The organism is Actinokineospora iranica, assembly GCF_900101685.1.
Lineage (GTDB): Bacteria > Actinomycetota > Actinomycetes > Mycobacteriales > Pseudonocardiaceae > Actinokineospora > Actinokineospora iranica.
The window spans coordinates 164,708-180,766 of record NZ_FMZZ01000009.1; the positions used below are offsets into that span (position 1 = coordinate 164,708).

Below are 16,059 nucleotides of genomic sequence, written 5' to 3' on the forward strand. Positions count from 1 at the left end.
TCATCGGCCCTCCCGCATCCGGGTTCAGCCCTGGTTCACCCGTTCGCCCGGGCGTGTCGCGTGGGACACGACGGAGGCCGCCCGTCTCCGGACGGCCTCGTGCGCCAAGTGGTTCCCGTGTTTAGGCCAGCCGGTCGACCACCCAGTCGATCGCGTTCGTGAGCGTGGTCACGTCGTCCGGCTCGATGGCCGGGAACATCGCCACCCGCAGCTGGTTGCGGCCCAGCTTGCGGTACGGCTCGACGTCGACGATGCCGTTCGCCCGCAGCGCCTTGGCCACCGCGGCCGCGTCGACCGAGTCGGCGAAGTCGATCGTGCCGACGACCTGCGAGCGCAGCGCCGGGTCGGCCACGAACGGCGTCGTGTACTCGGTCTTCTCCGCCCAGGTGTAGAGCCGCTGCGACGAGTCCTTCGTGCGCGACACCGTCCAGTCGAGACCGCCGTTGGCCAGCATCCAGTCGATCTGCTCGGCCAGCAGGAACAGCGTGGCCACCGACGGGGTGTTGTACGTCTGGTCCTTCACCGAGTTGTCCAGCGCGGTGGTCAGCGACAGGAACTCCGGCACCCAGCGGTCGGACGCGCCGATCTCGGCGACCCGCTCCAACGCCGCGGGGCTCATCAGCGACAGCCACAGCCCGCCGTCGGAGGCGAACGACTTCTGCGGCGCGAAGTAGTAGACGTCGAAGTCCTCGGCCTTGACCGGCAGGCCGCCCGCGCCGGAGGTCGCGTCGATGGCGACCAGCGCGCCATCGGACCCGGCGGGCCGCAGCACCGGGACGGCCACGCCCGTGGAGGTCTCGTTCTGCGCCCACGCCACCAGGTCGGCGCCGTCGGTGTAGGTGAACTCCGGGGCGCTGCCCGGGTCGGCCTTGACGACGATCGGGTCGGCCAGGAACGGCGCGCCCTTGGTCACCGAGGCGAACTTGGCGGAGAACTCGCCGTAGGTGAAGTGCTGCGAGCGCTCCCGGACCAGGCCGAACGCGGCCGCGTCCCAGAACGCGGTGGCGCCGCCGTTGCCGAGGACGACCTCGTAGCCCTCGGGCAGGGAGAACAGCTCGCGCAGGCCCGCGCGGACCCGGCCCACCAGCGACTTCACCGGCTTCTGGCGGTGCGAGGTGCCCAGCAGCGCGGCTCCCTCGGATGCCAGCGCGGCGACCTGCTCCGGCCGGACCTTCGACGGTCCACAGCCGAATCGGCCGTCGGAGGGCTTGAGCTCCGCGGGGATCTCCAGCGTGCTCGGGTCGGCGGTCTGGGTCATCTCGGCGCCTTTCGCGGTGTTGACGTGGCCCCGCCTGCCTCGGCGGAGCGGCCTGCCCAGTCTCGCACTCGTCAGCCCTCTCTGGTCCGCCAGCCCTGTTCGTCGACCCCGCCCGGGATGGCCTCCGGCGTGCCGTACGGCTCCCGCGTGAACACGAAAGTCACCAGGTCAAGGTGGGTGACCGCACCGGAGGCGGAACGGTGCAGCGTCAAGGTCTCGCCCGCGTAGTAGCCGTCGAGACCGGTCCAGGTGTCCCGGCCCTCGGGACGGAACCGGGACTGGCGGCCCCGGGTGGACACCGGCGCGAGGCTGAGCCAGCCGCCGGGCAGCAGCCGCAGCACGTACGGGGTCGGCCCCCAGTGCCACTGGCCGGTGAGCGCGAGCAGCTCAGGGTCGGCCTCCGCCATCGGCTCCCACTCCGCGGGCAGCGCGGGCTCGTGCTGCTCGACCAGCTCGATCAAATCGTTGGCGACCGCGCCGACGGCCACCCCCGAGGTCGTGTTCGCCATGACCAGCGCGCCCGTGCCGCTGTTCTGGTCGCTGAGGACCATGGCCAGGAACCCGGGCATCGAACCGCCGTGCCCGGTTAGGCGCCTGCCGTTGATCCGCATGGTCTGCAGGCCGAGGCCGTAGCCGGACGTCCAGGTGGCGTCGTCCTCGACGTGCGCGGGCTCGCGCATCTCGGCCACCGTGTCCGGGTGCAGCACATCGCCGGTGTCGCCGCCGACGAACCGGGTCCACCGGGCCAGGTCGGACACGGTGGACCACAGCTGGCCCGCGGGCGCCATCGCCCCGGCATCCGGGGTCGGCTCCCTGAGCAGGACGTCGGCGTACGGGTGCACCGCCCACCCGGTGGCGGCGGGCGCCCGCGGGTGCGGAGTCGTGCGGGTCATGCCGAGCGGAGCCAGGATCTCGGTGTTGAGCGCGTCGAGCCAGGTGGTGCCCCGCAGCCGGGCGACCAGCTCGCCGAGGACGCCGTAGCCGACGTTGGTGTAGTGGAACCGCGCGCCCGACCGGTGCCGCAGCGCCCCCTCCACCAGGCTCGTCTCCAGCGCGGGCCAATCCCCGCCCTCGGCCCGCTCCCACCACTGGCCGGGCGACTCGGAGGTGAGCCCGCCGGTATGCGCGAGCAACTGCGCGATGGTGACCGCCCCGAACGACGTGCCCGGCATGTGCTTGTCCAACGCGTCGTTGAGGTCAAGCTTGCCCTCGTCGCGCAACCGCATCACCAGGACGGCCACGAACGTCTTGGTGATCGACCCGATCCGATACTGGGTGTCGGTCGTCGGCACGGCCCCGTCGACCTTCCCCCGCGCACCGGTCCAGGCAAGCCGATCTCCCCGGACAACCCCCGCAACCAACGACGGCGCCCGGCTCCCGGCCTGCTCGGCCGCGATCCGGCGGAGCAACGCGAACTCAGTGGTCTGCAACATGCTTCCGATTGTCGGCCATCGCCCGACGGAACCTGCCTGGAAGGGCCCGAGTTATCCACAATCGCCGAAGTTGTCCACAGGTTTCGCGCGGGCCTTCCGTCTGGCCCCAGAGCCGATAGACTGGAGCGGGGCGGCCCCCCGGGGAGGGTGGGGTTTGCCGTCGCGCGTGGGGGATCGGCGGATCTCACTGCCGGGAGGCATTGGTCGAGTGCTCCGGAAGCTCGCAGACTGACTGAAAGTGAGTGCAAAACGCTGTTCTGGTTCGTGAACCCGCAGGTCAACTAGTGTCTTCCCCGCGCACGCGGGGCTGTTCCGTGGCCGTCCGGGCGGGTCCAGAACGTGACCTGGTCTTCCCCGCGCACGCGGGGCTGTTCCCCTGCGCGCCTACATCGACCGGTTCGACAAGCTGTCTTCCCCGCGTACGCGGGGCTGCTTTCAGGGCGCGGTGCGGGCTGCGAGTCCAGGGTTCGGAAAGCGGCAAGCCCCGCATATGAGCGGAGCGCTCGGTGCGGGGCTTGCCGTCGAACTGAGGGGTCAGGCGCCGGAGATGGCGTCCCAGCCGTCGACTTCCTCTGGGGTTCGGGGGCTGGGGCCCACGTACTTCGCCGCGGGGCGGACCAGGCGGCCGGTGCGCTTCTGTTCCATGATGTGCGCGCACCAGCCCGCTGTGCGGGCGCAGGTGAACATGGCGGGCATCATGTGCGGGGGCACCTGGGCGAAGTCCAGGATGACCGCCGCCCAGAACTCGACGTTGGTTTCGATGGCTCGGTCGGGGCGGCGTTCGCGGAGTTCGGCTAGGGCTGCCTGTTCCAGGGCGGCGGCCACCTCGTAGCGTTCGGCGCCGAGTTCCTGGCAGGTGCGGCGCAGGACGCGGGCGCGGGGGTCTTCGGCGCGGTAGACGCGGTGGCCGAAGCCCATGAGGCGTTCCTTGCGGTCCAGCAGGTCCTTGACGTACTTGGTGGCGTCGCCGGTTTTCTCGACCTCGGCGATCATCGGCAGGACCCGGGCGGGGGCGCCGCCGTGCAGGGGGCCGGACATGGCGCCGATGGCGCCGGAGAGGGACGCGGCGACGTCCGCGCCGGTGGAGGCGATCACCCGGGCGGTGAAGGTCGAGGCGTTGAGGCCGTGCTCGGCGCCGGATACCCAGTACGCGTCGACCGCCTTGACGTGGGCCGGGTCGGGCTCGCCGCGCCAGCGGGTCATGAAGCGCTCGGTGATCGTGTTGCACTCGTCGATGCGGTTTTGCGGGACCGCGGGCTGGTGGATGCCGCGGGCGGACTGCGCCACGTAGGACAGGGCCATGACCGACGCGCGGGCCAGCTGCTCGCGGGCCTCGTCGTCGGAGATGTCGAGCAGTGGGCGGTAACCCCAGATCGGGGCGAGCATGGCCAGACCGGCCTGCACGTCCACCCGGACGTCGCCGGAGTGCACGGGCAGCGGGAACGGCTCGGCGGGCGGCAGGCCGGGGCCGAAGCGGCCGTCGACAAGCAGTGCCCACACGTTGCCGAAGGTGACCTTGCCCACGAGGTCTTCGATGTTGACGCCGCGGTAGCGCAGAGCGCCGCCGTCCCGGTCCGGTTCCGCGATCTCCGTGCGGAAGGCCACCACGCCTTCCAGCCCGGGACGGAAACCGTCGTCCGGCTCGTCGGCCGAGGCCACCGAGGGTGGAGCCTGGTCGATGTCCTGCACCGCGTTGCGCATTGCTTCGCCTTTCACGCCATGTCCCCGACGGTTCACGCACAGCGGCAGCGGCGTCAAGACAGGTCGCCCGCGCCGGGCTCCACTGCACGGCTGGCGTCACCATGCTCCTTGTTTTCCACGTTAGCAATCGTTCACAGCGGTGTCTTCGGTCACGATCCAGTGAAACGATCCAGATTGTGCGGTCGCGCCATTGCGTCACAAACGAACACAACATTTCCTCGCTCGGGTGGCACCTGTCACCGTCCGAGCGGTTCCCGTTCACCTGGATTCCCCGTACCGTCAAGCGGTGAGGCCCCCACCACACACCCGCGCGGTCTGAGGAGATGCGGCATGGCTGACGGCGAAATCGCTCTTGACCTTCCGACCATGCGGGTCGCCTACGAGCAAGGCGCGCTGTCGGAGTACGACCTCGCCGATACCTGGCACGAGCAGTTGCAGCGCTGGCTGGACGAGGCCACGCAGGCGGGCCTGCCCGAGCCGAACGCCATGGTCCTGGCCACCGCGGGCGCCGACGGGTTCCCGTCCTCGCGAACTGTTCTGGCCAAGGGGCTCGACGCGCGCGGGCTGGTGTTCTTCACCAACTACACCTCGGCGAAGAGCCACGACCTGATGGCCACGCGCTACGCGTCGGCGACGTTCCCCTGGTACGGCCTGCACCGCCAGGCGACGGTGCGCGGCACCGTGGAGAAGGTCCGCAGCGCGGAAACGGCGGAATACTGGGCCAAGCGCCCGCGCGGCTCGCAGCTTGGCGCGTGGGCGTCGCCGCAGTCCATCGTGGTCAGTGGGCGGGCGGCGCTGGAGTCCGCGCTGGCCAATGTGGAGCGCCGGTTCGCCGACGCGGAGACGGTGCCGGTGCCGCCGCACTGGGGCGGCTGGCGGATTCAGCCGGAGCTGGTGGAGTTCTGGCAGGGCCGCCGCGACCGGATGCACGACCGGTTGCGCTTCAAGCTCTCCCGGGACGGCTGGAAGGTCGAGCGCCTCGGCCCGTGATGCCGTCTCGGCAGGCGGGAAACCCCAGGCGGACAGGTCGTTAGCGGCCCTAAGCTCGGGTGATGTGAGCACCGACGCGGAAACCCGGGGGCGGCGCGGCCGAGCCCGCAGGCTGCTCGGCAAGGCCGTCATCGACACCCGCCCGCTGCGGATTCGGGATTTCCGCCGACTGTGGCTGACGACCGCGGTCACCGCCGTGGGCAGCCAGCTCACCGCGGTCGCCGTGCCCAAGCAGATTTACGACCTGACCGGGTCCTCCGGTTACGTCGGGCTGACCGGTGCGGTAGGACTGGTGCCGCTGCTCGTCTTCGGCCTCTGGGGCGGCGCGATCGCCGACGCGTTCGACCGGCGCACGGTGTTGCTGGTCAGCAACCTGGGTGTCGCGGTGGCGTCCGGTTTGCTCTGGTTGCAGGCGTTCCTCCACTTCGACTCGGTGGCCCTGATCCTGGTGTTGCTGGGCGTGGGGCAGGCGTTTGTCGCGGTGAACATGCCCACCCGCAGCGCCGCCGTGGCCCGGTTGGTGCCCACCGCGTTGCTGCCGCCCGCGGTGGCGCTGAACTTCACGACGTTGACGTTCGGAATGGTGTTCGGCCCGCTCATGGCGGGCTCGCTCATCCCGGTGCTCGGACTGTCCACTTTGTACTTGGTGGACACGGTGGCGCTCTTCGGCGCGCTGGCGCTGGTGTCGCTGCTGCCCGCGATCCGGCCGGGGGAGGGCGCGTCGCGGCGCGCGGGGATCAGCGACATCGCGGACGGATTCCGCTACCTCGCCGTGCGCAAACTGCTGCTGGTCTCGTTCCTGGTCGACATCATCGCCATGACCGCCGGAATGCCGCGCGCGCTGTTCCCCGAGATGGCCGAACGCACCTTCGGCGACCCACCCGGCGGCGGAATCGCCCTGGGCTGGCTGTTCGCGGCGATCCCGATCGGGTCGGCGCTGTTCGGGCTGTTCTCCGGCGCGTTCGCCCGGATCGCCAGGCAGGGCGCGGCGATCACGGTGGCGGTGTGCGCGTGGGGGCTCGCGGTAGTCGGGTTCGGCCTGTCTAACTCGCTGTGGCTGGCGGTGCTCTTTTTGGCTCTCGGCGGTGGCGCCGACCTGATCAGCGCCGTGCACCGCGGTTCCATGCTGCAAACCGAGGCGACGGACGAGATGCGCGGGCGGATGCAGGGGGTGTTCACGGTGGTCGTCGCCGGTGGCCCTCGGGTGGCGGACGTCCTGCACGGCTGGGGCGGGGCGGCGTTCGGGACCGCGGTGGCCACGACTGTGGGCGGGGTGTTGGTGGTCGTGCTGACGATCGCGGCGGTGGCGGCTGTGCCGTCGTTCTGGAGGTATCGGCTCGCGGGGTGAGTCGGGCGGTGGACTGGTTGACCGCCGCTCCGTCCGGGAGCCGAGCGCTTGGGCGCGAACCACCAGGTCACGGGTGCATGATCAGGTTGGATTGTTTCTTGCCGCCGACCCCTGCACACTTCCGATCATGGCGGATCAGACGCGGGGGCCCGCGACCATGGCACAGACAGCGGGCGATGAGGGACAACCGGAGCTCAAACGGGTCATCGGGCCCGGGTTGCTGCTGTTGTTCGTCGTCGGCGACATCATCGGAACCGGCGTGTACGCGCTCACTGGAACGGTCGCGGGGAAGGTGGGGGGCGCGCTCTGGCTACCCTTCCTGCTGGCTTTCACGGTCGCGTTCCTGACGGCGTTCAGCTACCTGGAACTCGTCGGGAAGTACCCCAAGGCGGCGGGGGCGGCGCTGTACGCCAACCGTGCCTTCAAAATCCAGTTTCTCACCTTCATGGTGGCCTTCGCGGTGATGTCCTCGGGCATCACCTCCGCCGCGTCGGCCGCGCAGGCGTTCGGGAACACCTATCTGCGGAAGCTGATGGGCGACTCGTTGACCATTCCGACCGTGTATATCGCGCTCGGGTTCATTCTGCTGCTCGCCGCGGTGAACTTCCGGGGAGTCGCGGAGTCGTTGTGGGCCAACGTGGTGCTCACGTTCATCGAGCTGTCCGGGTTGCTGATCATCATCGTGGTCGGGTTCTACGCGATCACCAACGGCGAAGGGGAACCCGCGCGGCTGACGCACATCGACACCGTGGGGCAGACTCCGCTGATCGCGGTCACCTCGGCAACGGCGCTCGCGTTCTTCGCCATGGTCGGGTTCGAGGACTCGGTCAACATGGCGGAAGAGTGCCGCGACCCGGTGCGGATCTTCCCGCGCGCCATGCTGCTGGGCATGGGGATCGCCGCGGTGATCTATGTGCTGGTGGCGCTCACCTCCTCGCTTTTGGTGCCCGCCAAGGATTTGTCCGCGGCGAAGAGCGACGCCCTGCTCAAGGTGCTGGAAGTCGGCGCGCCCGGGTTCCCGCTGTGGGTGTTCGCGCTGATCGGGCTGCTCGCGGTCATCAACTCGGCGCTGATCAACATGCTGATGGCCAGCAGGCTCGTCTACGGCATGGCCAACGAGCGGATCATCCCGCGGGCGTTCGGCACCGTGCACCCGTTCCGCCGCACGCCGTGGGTGTCGATCCTGTTCACCAGCGCGATCGCGATGGTGCTGGTGGCGCTGGTCGACATCAACGCGCTGGGCGGCACGACCTCGCTGCTGCTGCTGATCGTGTTCACGGTCGTCAACGTCGCCGTTCTGGTGCTGCGCAAGGAAAAGGTGGAGCACAAGCACTTCCGCGCGCCGACCGCGCTGCCGCTGATCGGCGCCATCGCGTGCGCTTACCTGGCTAGCCCGCTGTCCGGGCGGCCCGCGCGGGAGTACGGGATCGCGGCGATCCTGCTCGGAGTCGGCGTGCTGCTGTGGGGAGTCAACCGGCTTGTGGTCGGCAAGGTGAAGTTCGACGCGGAAAAGTTGTCCAAGTAGCGGTTCAGTCGTCGTCCGGTAGGCCGCTGGTCTCGTGGTCGGCGCGGAAGAGGGCTTCGTCGAGAAGCTTGCGCAAATGCGAGCCGCGGGCGCGGTAGAACACGCGCCTGCCCTCCTTCCGCGTCGCCACGAGACCGGCCAGGCGCAGCTTGGTCAGGTGCTGGCTGGCGCTGGTGGGGCCGACCTCGGCCAGTTCGGCCAGCGTGGTGACGTCGCGTTCACCGCCGTCGCGGAGCGCCCACAGGATCCTCAACCGGGTGGCGTCCGAAAGCATCGCGAACAGGCCAACAGCCGCATCTACCTGGGCTTTTGTCGGGTCGCCTGTGCTGTCGTGCCCGGGGGACGAGAGGGAGTGCACGCAACACCTTCACAATCAACTAGGTATGCAGGTATCTTCGGTGGCATGGCACGCGGACACGGACATGGGCATGGCCACGGACATCGCCACTCTGATTCTGCGCTGGAAACCAGCGCGCGGGGAATGCGGGCGCTGTGGATCTCCTTCGGGGTGCTGCTGGTCACCGCTGCCGCGCAGGCGGTGATTGTGGCACTGTCGGGATCTGTGGCACTGCTCGGTGACACTCTGCACAACGTCGCTGACGCGTTGACGGCTGTGCCGTTGGCGATCGCGTTCGCCCTCGGTCGGCGGGCGGCTACCCGGCGGTTCACCTATGGGCTGGGGCGGGCAGAAGACTTGGCGGGGCTGGTTGTGGTGGTGCTGATCGCTTTGTCGGCGTGCGCGGCCGGGTATCAGGCGGTTTCGCGGATCATCGAGCCTCGGGCTGTCGAGCATCTCGCTCTTGTGGCGGTGGCTGGGGCGATCGGGTTTCTCGGGAACGAACTGGTGGCCAGGTACCGGATTCGGGTTGGGCGGGAAATCGGGTCGGGCGCGCTGGTGGCTGACGGGTTGCACGCTCGGACGGATGGGTTGACCAGCCTGGTGGTCGTGCTGGCGGCTGGGGGGACTTGGGCCGGGATTCCCTATGCCGACCCGGTGGTGGGACTGGGGATGACCGTGCTGATCGTTCTGGTGTTGCGGGCCGCCGCCCGTGAGGTCTTCGGGCGGTTGCTTGACGGGGTTGACCCTGAACTGGTGGACCGGGCCGAGTTGACGCTCGCCGACACGCCTGGGGTGCGGGGAGTCACCGCTGTCCGGTTGCGGTGGGTGGGGCATCGGTTGTTCGCCGAGTCCACCATTGTCGCTGACGCCGACTCGACGCTTCTGGCGGCGCACACGGTGGCGGTCGAGGCCGAACACCGCTTGCGGCATTCCTTGCGGCACTTGGCCGAGGTCACCATCCACATCGACCCTGCCCCACACCCGGACCCCGACCACCCGGCCCACGACCACCATGCCGCGTTGGCCCACCACCTGAGGTAGCGGCGCAACCGCTCACGGCGGTTCCTGACCCCAGTCTCACCCGGCTCCGCGGCGGGGCGCGAGGAAGCGCGGTCCGCTCCGACGCGTCCAGGACGTCAGGAGGTGGTGAGGCGGGCTAGTTCGGTGGCGTCGTGGGCGGAGAAGACTGTGACCTCGGGGGAGTGGGTCTTGACGAGGTCGCGGAGGCGGTTCTGGTTGGTGTGGCGGGCTTGGGCGTTCATCTGGGCCTGGCTCTCGAAGGCGCGCAGAAGTGGGGGACAAGACGGGGGTTGATTCATTTCGGTGTGGGTGAAGTAGGCGTCGCCCGCGTGGAGGAGCCAGCCGGTTTCGGTGCGGACGGCGATGCCGGTGTGGCCTTGGGTGTGGCCTGGTAGGGGGACCAGGAGGAAGTCTTCGGGAAGGCCGGTGAGGGTGCGGACGGCGTTGAAGCCGAACCACTCGTCGCCGCCTTCCTGGGGGGTGTGGATTTCCCACTTGGGACCGTGTGCCCATTGGGCTGGGCGGTAGCGGTCTCGTTCGGCTCGGGATTTTCGGGTCATGGCGGCTTGGTGTTCTGGGGCGTAGACGTGGACTCGGGCGTCGGGGAAGTCGGGGAGGCCGCCCGCGTGGTCGAGGTCCAGGTGAGTCAGAATGATGTGGCGGACGTCGGACGGGTCGTAGCCGAGTGCCGTTATCCGGCTGATGGCGGCATTGTCCGGGTCGGGGATGGGGCGGATCATCTTCGCGAAGAGCGGGGGCAGGGAGCCCGGTGGGTTCGCGAGGTCGGACAGGCCGAAACCGGTGTCCACCAACACCAAACCGTCTTCCGACTCGATCAGCAGGACGTGGCAGACGAATTCCGCGGATCGGAAGACGCCGGGTTTTCCGTCGAGCAGGCGGCCGCCGGGTGGGCGCATGGGGCCGCAGTCCAGGTGGGTCACGCGCATGTCCTCTGTCCCTTCAGCAAGTGCGCCAGCATGGCGCCGACGGCGTGCAACGGCGCGGTGTCGCGCTGGTTGCGGGCCAGGAGTTGGGCGCCCTCGATGGCGGCGATGAGCGTGGTGGCCAGGTGATCCGCTTCGGTGAAACCGTGCTGGGTCAACTGGTCTCGGATGACGGTGTGCCATGAGGCGAACATGTCGGCGCAGGCGGCGCGTAGCCCCTCCACGTCGTTGGCGGCTTGGGCGAGTGTCCCAACTGGACAGCCGTTGCGGTAGTCGGAAGCGGCGAGGTGTTCCGCCATCGACTCGGTGATGGTGATGACGCCGGTGGGCAGGTCTGGGGCATCGGCGAGGATGGCCTCGATCCAGGACCGCAGTTCTCCACCGACGAGTTCGACCGCCTCCGACGCCAATTGCTCTTTGCCGCCGGGGAAGTGGAAGTACAGGGAGCCTTTGGGCAGGTCGCCCTCGGTCAGCACCTGGTTCACCCCGGTGCCGTGGTAGCCCTGCGCCCGGAACAGGTGCGCGGCGGTGCGCAGGGTGCGCTCTCTGGTGTCCGTTCTCCGTGCCATGCGACCGATACTATGGCGACCGGTCTAGTGAGTGCAAGGCTCCGTACGCTATGCGGACATGGACAGCACCAAGCAGGTGGAGATCGGCAAGGGCGGCGCGCGGGCCGTCGTGACCACGCGGGGCGCGACGCTGCGGGGGTTCGCGGTCGACGGGGTGGCTTACCTGGAGACCTTCGGCGCGGACGAGGCCCCGCCGATGGGGGCGGGCGCGGTGCTCGTCCCGTGGCCGAACCGGGTCGCGGGGGCCGAGTGGGCCTATGGCGGGAAGACGCTGCGGCTCGCGGTCACCGAACCGGCGCGGGGGAACGCCAGCCACGGGCTGGTGCGGCGGGCCGAGTGGGAGGTCGTGGAGCGGCATGAGTCCGCGGTGACCTTGGGTGTCAGCGTGGACGGGCAGCCGGGGTGGCCGTTTCCGTTCCGCACCACGATCACCTACGAGCTGGGCGACGGCGGGCTGACGGTCACCCACGGGGTGCGCAACCTGGGCGACCGGGTCATGCCGTTCGGCGTCGGGGCGCATCCCTATCCGCGGCCCGGCAACGCCGACGGCGACGACTGCGCGCTGCGGCTCGCCGCGACCACCCACCTCCCGCTCGACCCGGAGCGGATGGTGCCCACCGGCGGTCCCGTCCCGATCGACGGCTACGACTTCGCGGGCGGGCAGGCGCTGCGCGGGGTGACGCTCGACGACGCGTTCGGCGGGTGCGAACCCGGGCCGGACGGGCTGGTGCGGCACTCGCTGCGCGGGCCGGGAGGTGGGGTCGAGGTGTGGGCGGAACCGGTGTTCAAGTGGGTGCAGGTCTACACACCGGACTCGTTCCCCGGCAAGGACAACGGCCGGGCGGTGGCCATCGAGCCGATGACCTGCCCGCCGGACGCGCTGAACTCCGGCATCGACCTGCTCGATGTCGCCCCAGGCGCAGAATGGCGCGGTTCCTGGGGGGTCACGCCGCTAATGTCCTGATCATGACTATCGCGGTGACAGGTGGATACGTCGTTCCGGTCGCGGGCCCGCCGCTGCACGGCGGGACGGTGCTCATCGACAACGGCAAGATCGTCGCGGTCGGTCCGGCCGCGGACGTGGAGGTGCCCGACGACGCGGAGATCGTCGACGCCTCCGGGTCGTGGGTGCTGCCCGGGTTCGTGGAGGCGCACGGGCACCTCGGCGTGCACGAGGAAGGCGAGGGCTGGGCGGGCCAGGACACCAACGAGATGACCGACCCGAACACCGCCCGGGTCCGCGCCGTCGACGCCATCAACCCCGACGACGAGGGTTTCCGCGACGCGCTCGCGGGCGGTGTCACGACGATCGTGGTCAAACCGGGCTCCGGCAACGTCATCGGCGGACAGACCGTCGCGGTGAAGGCGTGGGGCCGGACCGTGGACGAGATGCTGCTACGCGAGCCGGTAAGCATGAAAAGCGCTCTCGGCGAGAACCCGAAACGGGTCTACGGCGACAAGAAGACCATGCCCTCGACCCGGCTCGGCGTCGCCGCGGTGATCCGGGAGGCGCTTACCAAGGCGCAGGACTACCGGGCGCGCAAGGCGCACGCGGAGACCGAGGGCAAGCCGTTCGAACGCGACCTCACCAACGAGGCTCTGGTCAAGGTCCTCGACGGCGACCTGCCCTGGTGCCAGCACTCGCACCGGGCCGACGACATCGCCACCGCGCTGCGCCTGGCCGACGAGTTCGGCTACCGGCTCGTGCTCAACCACGGCACCGAGGCGCACCTGCTGGCCGACCTCATCGCCGAGCGGGACGTCCCGGTGGTCATCGGACCGCTGTTCACCAGCCGGGTCAAGGTGGAGGTGCGGCAGCGGACCCTGCGCGGGCCGGGCATCCTCGCCCGCGCGGGAGTGCGGATCGCGATCACCACCGACCACCCGGTCGTGCCGATCAACTTCCTCGTCCACCAGGTCACCCTCGCGGTCAAGGAAGGCCTGGACGTGGAGACGGGGCTGCGCTCCATCACGGTCAACCCGGCGGAGATGCTCGGCCTGGCCGACCGGGTGGGGGCGCTCAAGCCGGGCCTGGACGCCGACCTGGTCATCTGGTCAGGCGACCCGCTGGACGTGATGAGCCGGGCGATGCGCGTGTTCGTCGACGGCCGCGAGGTCTACCACTACGACGAGAACGCGCGCGCGGGCGTGACCCTCGACCCGTTCTACCGGGACACGCTTTAGGCGCTCACGATCTCGCCGACAGTGCTGTCCGGGTTCTGCCCGCAGCTATAGAGCACGCTGGCCACGATGTACGGCTCGGTGGCCCGCAGCGGCTCGTTCCGGCTGCGGTAAAGCTCCGCGAGCAGGGCGCGCTGCTCGGCCTCCGGCAGCGACCAGAACGTGTGGCACGGCATCGACCCACCCGACTCGGCGCCGTCGGCCACCGCCACGTAAGCCGCCCGCGCGCCGATGACCAGCACCACCGCGGCGAGGGCTGCGGCCACCCCGACCGCGGCCCGCCGAACCGCGACCCGCTCGTCCCCGCGGTCCGGCGGCGCCACCGTCCGCACCATCTCCGCCACCGTCTCGTGAAACGCCGGGTCCTGGGCGAACTGCCGGTCCAGCAGATCGACCAGGGCCCGCCGCCGCGGCCCTGAATCCGGCTCGGTGTCGAACGCGTCGAGAGCGGCGGCCAGGCGCATGAGGCGCAGCCGCCGGGTGACCGTGTCGGTCAGTGCGGTGTGGGTTTCACGGTGGCCGTCGACAGCCGGAGCCTTTCGCCGGGCCAGGAGGTCCACGACACGCTCGGCCAGAATCGGGTCGCTCATTGGTCACCCTCGGGTGAGGTCGAAGCGGAGGTTCCCATGACGGGGGGATCGTTGCAGAACTTGACTGTGTAAGCGAACCCGGGCGCGAGTTTTCGACCTGTTCAGAGAACCGTCACCTGCGTCGATTCCCCTGTTTGCCCGCGGGTTCAGCGTCCTTTGAGTTGACGGGCGATTACCACGCGTTGAATTTGATTAGTGCCCTCGAAGATCTGAGTGACTTTCGCCTCGCGCAGGTACCGCTCGACGGGAAAGTCGCGGGTGTAACCTGCCCCGCCGAGTACCTGGACGGCGTCGGTGGTGACGCGCATCGCGGCGTCGGTGGCGACGAGTTTCGCGATGGCGGCCTGGCGGACGAACGGGAGGCCGCGGTCGCGTCTGCGGGCGGCCTCAAGGTAGGTGGCGCGCGCGGACTCCACGGCGGCGGCCATGTCGGCCAGCAGGAACTCCACGCCCTGGAAGTCGATGATGGAGCGGCCGAACTGGGTGCGCTGCCTGGCGTAGGCCACGGCCTCGTCCAGCGCGGCCTGGGCAAGGCCGACGGCGCAGGCGGCGATGCCGAGCCTGCCGGAGTTCAGCGCGTCCAGGGCCAGCTTGAAGCCCTCACCCTCGGCGCCCAGCAGCCGGTCGGCGCTGACGCGGGCGCCGTCGAAGAGCATCTGGGCGGTGGTGGAGCCGGTCAGGCCCATCTTGCGTTCGGGTGGCGCGGCGCTCAGGCCGGGGGTGGCCGCGTCGACCAGCAGGCAGCTGATGCCGCGGCTGCCGTCGTCGGAGGTGCGGACCATGGTCGTGTAGAAGTCGGCCTGGCCGCCGTGGGTGATCCACGCCTTCGTCCCGGTGACCACGTAGTCGTCGCCGTCGCGGCGCGCGCGGGTGGACAGGGCGGCGGCGTCGGAACCGGCGTGGCTTTCCGAGAGCGCGTACGCGCCGAGCAGGTCGCCGCCGAGCATGTCCGGCAGGAATCGGTCACGCTGCTCGTCCGTGCCGCGCTCGGCCAGCGGGTAGCAGGACATCGTGTGCACCGACAGACCGACGCCGACCGACATCCACGCCGCCGCGATTTCCTCCACGACCTGCAGATAGACCTCATACGGCAGCCCCGCGCCGCCCCACCGCTCCGGGTAGGGCAACCCGAGCAGGCCGCTGCGGCCGAGCAGCCGGAACCGCTCGCGCGGGAAGCGCGCCTGGTCCTCGTGCTGGGCCGCCAGCGGGGCCAGCTCGTCCCGGGCGATCTCCCGGGTGAGCTTGAGCAGGTCCTCGGCCTCGGTGGTGGGCAGCAGTCGCTCGGCAGGCATGGCGGGTCCTCAAGAGCGGCGGAACGGTACTGAGAACAGTACTGTAGGACGCCTGAGAGTACTCTTGTGGCTCGTGTGCTGTCGATACGCTGTGGCATGAGCCGCCCCACCCGCCGCGCCCCGACCGCCCGGCAGACCGCCCTGCTGGAGGAGCTGCTGGCCGTCTTCCTCGCCGAGGGGTTCGCCGAGACCACCCTGGACGACTTCGCCGCCCGGCTGCACTGCTCGAAGTCGACGCTCTACGCGCTCGCCCCCAGCAAGGAGCAGCTGGCGCGCAAGGTGGTCGGGCACTTCTTCCGGGTGGCCACCGAGCGCGTCGAGAAGCGGGTCGCGGGGGCCGCCGACGCGGCGGAGCGGATCACCCGGTACCTGTCCGGCGCGGCCGAGGAACTGGGCGTCGCCTCGGCCAAGTTCGTCGCCGACGTCTCCGAGTTCCCGGCGACCCGCGAGGTGTACCGGCGCAACGCCGAGGCCGCCGCCGCCCGGATCGGCGCGTTCATCCGCGAAGGGGTCGCCGACGGCGTCTTCCGCGAGGTGCACGCGCGGCTCGTCGCCGAGATGGCGGGCTGGCTCATCGAGGGCATCCAGGCCGGGGTGCTCGGCGCGCGGGCCGGAGTGTCCGACGCCGAGGCGTTCGCCGGGCTGGCCGACCTCATCCTCGGCGGCCTCGCCCCCGGCGGAAATGCCATGGGACAGGCCGAATCGCGCCGCGGCCTGTGATACGTGTCCCAACAGTGCCTCTCGGGTCTCGTCACGGCTGTCCGTAATGCGCGTCGAGCACTAGCGTAGGAGGCTCAGGACCCCAATGGGGCGGTGCTGCGCTGTGGCTTCATCGAGCCGCGTCCGCACCCGACCAGGGCCGTACCGG

Annotated in this window: 15 protein-coding genes; 7 read left to right on the forward strand and 8 right to left on the reverse strand. The window is 70.0% G+C overall.

Annotation, left to right across the window (positions count from 1 at the left end; all coding sequences use genetic code 11):
* Positions 1–121: 121 nt before the first annotated feature.
* The 3 genes from serC to BLS56_RS19330 form a co-directional block, all read right to left on the reverse strand.
* On the reverse strand, positions 122–1,258 hold the full coding sequence (gene serC / locus BLS56_RS19320) for a phosphoserine transaminase (protein WP_091452823.1): 1,137 nt from the start codon (positions 1,256–1,258) through the stop codon (positions 122–124).
* A 71-nt stretch (positions 1,259–1,329) separates the two neighbouring features.
* Positions 1,330–2,691, reverse strand: coding sequence for a serine hydrolase domain-containing protein (locus BLS56_RS19325; protein WP_091452824.1), 1,362 nt, complete (start codon positions 2,689–2,691; stop codon positions 1,330–1,332).
* Positions 2,692–3,225: 534 nt separating this feature from the next.
* Positions 3,226–4,392, reverse strand: a complete 1,167-nt coding sequence (locus tag BLS56_RS19330; RefSeq protein ID WP_091452827.1) for a citrate synthase 2 — start codon at positions 4,390–4,392, stop codon at positions 3,226–3,228.
* A 330-nt stretch (positions 4,393–4,722) separates the two neighbouring features.
* Between BLS56_RS19330 and pdxH the strand changes: the two genes are divergently transcribed.
* The 3 genes from pdxH to BLS56_RS19345 all read left to right on the forward strand — a co-directional run bounded on the left by pdxH (position 4,723) and on the right by BLS56_RS19345 (position 8,255).
* Positions 4,723–5,382 (forward strand): pyridoxamine 5'-phosphate oxidase, encoded by a 660-nt coding sequence (pdxH, locus tag BLS56_RS19335; protein WP_091452828.1) that lies wholly within the window; start codon positions 4,723–4,725, stop codon positions 5,380–5,382.
* 64 nt (positions 5,383–5,446) lie between these two features.
* Positions 5,447–6,730, forward strand: coding sequence for an MFS transporter (locus tag BLS56_RS19340; RefSeq protein ID WP_091452831.1), 1,284 nt, complete (start codon positions 5,447–5,449; stop codon positions 6,728–6,730).
* Positions 6,731–6,857: 127 nt separating this feature from the next.
* Entirely contained in the window at positions 6,858–8,255 is a 1,398-nt protein-coding gene (locus BLS56_RS19345) for an APC family permease (protein ID WP_091452834.1), read from the forward strand.
* Between the two features lie 4 nt (positions 8,256–8,259).
* Here the strand turns inward: BLS56_RS19345 and BLS56_RS19350 are convergent, their stop codons facing one another.
* A complete protein-coding gene (locus BLS56_RS19350) occupies positions 8,260–8,529 on the reverse strand; it encodes an ArsR/SmtB family transcription factor (protein WP_091452837.1) in 270 nt (89 codons plus the stop codon).
* Positions 8,530–8,658: 129 nt separating this feature from the next.
* Between BLS56_RS19350 and BLS56_RS19355 the strand changes: the two genes are divergently transcribed.
* The gene (locus BLS56_RS19355; RefSeq protein WP_091452840.1) at positions 8,659–9,636 is read left to right on the forward strand and encodes a cation diffusion facilitator family transporter; all 978 of its coding nucleotides are present in this window, start codon (positions 8,659–8,661) and stop codon (positions 9,634–9,636) included.
* A gap of 95 nt (positions 9,637–9,731) precedes the next feature.
* Here BLS56_RS19355 and BLS56_RS19360 read toward each other — a convergent pair whose 3' ends face one another.
* Entirely contained in the window at positions 9,732–10,562 is an 831-nt protein-coding gene (locus BLS56_RS19360; protein ID WP_091452841.1) for an MBL fold metallo-hydrolase, read from the reverse strand.
* Entirely contained in the window at positions 10,553–11,128 is a 576-nt protein-coding gene (locus BLS56_RS19365) for a TetR/AcrR family transcriptional regulator (RefSeq protein ID WP_091452844.1), read from the reverse strand. The genes BLS56_RS19360 and BLS56_RS19365 overlap by 10 nt, the downstream gene beginning before the upstream one ends.
* Before the next feature lie 58 nt (positions 11,129–11,186).
* Between BLS56_RS19365 and BLS56_RS19370 the strand changes: the two genes are divergently transcribed.
* Positions 11,187–12,092: an aldose 1-epimerase family protein gene (locus BLS56_RS19370; RefSeq protein WP_091452846.1), complete on the forward strand. Its 906-nt coding sequence runs from the start codon at positions 11,187–11,189 to the stop codon at positions 12,090–12,092.
* 2 nt (positions 12,093–12,094) lie between these two features.
* Entirely contained in the window at positions 12,095–13,312 is a 1,218-nt protein-coding gene (locus BLS56_RS19375; RefSeq protein WP_091452849.1) for an amidohydrolase, read from the forward strand.
* On the opposite strand, the gene BLS56_RS19380 is transcribed toward BLS56_RS19375, so the two are convergent.
* Positions 13,309–13,899, reverse strand: coding sequence for a hypothetical protein (locus BLS56_RS19380; protein WP_091452851.1), 591 nt, complete (start codon positions 13,897–13,899; stop codon positions 13,309–13,311). The genes BLS56_RS19375 and BLS56_RS19380 overlap by 4 nt on opposite strands.
* Positions 13,900–14,045: 146 nt before the next feature.
* On the reverse strand, positions 14,046–15,191 hold the full coding sequence (locus BLS56_RS19385; protein WP_091452853.1) for an acyl-CoA dehydrogenase family protein: 1,146 nt from the start codon (positions 15,189–15,191) through the stop codon (positions 14,046–14,048).
* A 96-nt stretch (positions 15,192–15,287) separates the two neighbouring features.
* On the opposite strand from BLS56_RS19385, the gene BLS56_RS19390 reads away from it, so the two are divergent.
* A complete protein-coding gene (locus tag BLS56_RS19390) occupies positions 15,288–15,911 on the forward strand; it encodes a TetR/AcrR family transcriptional regulator (RefSeq protein WP_091452856.1) in 624 nt (207 codons plus the stop codon).
* Positions 15,912–16,059 lie beyond the last annotated feature (148 nt).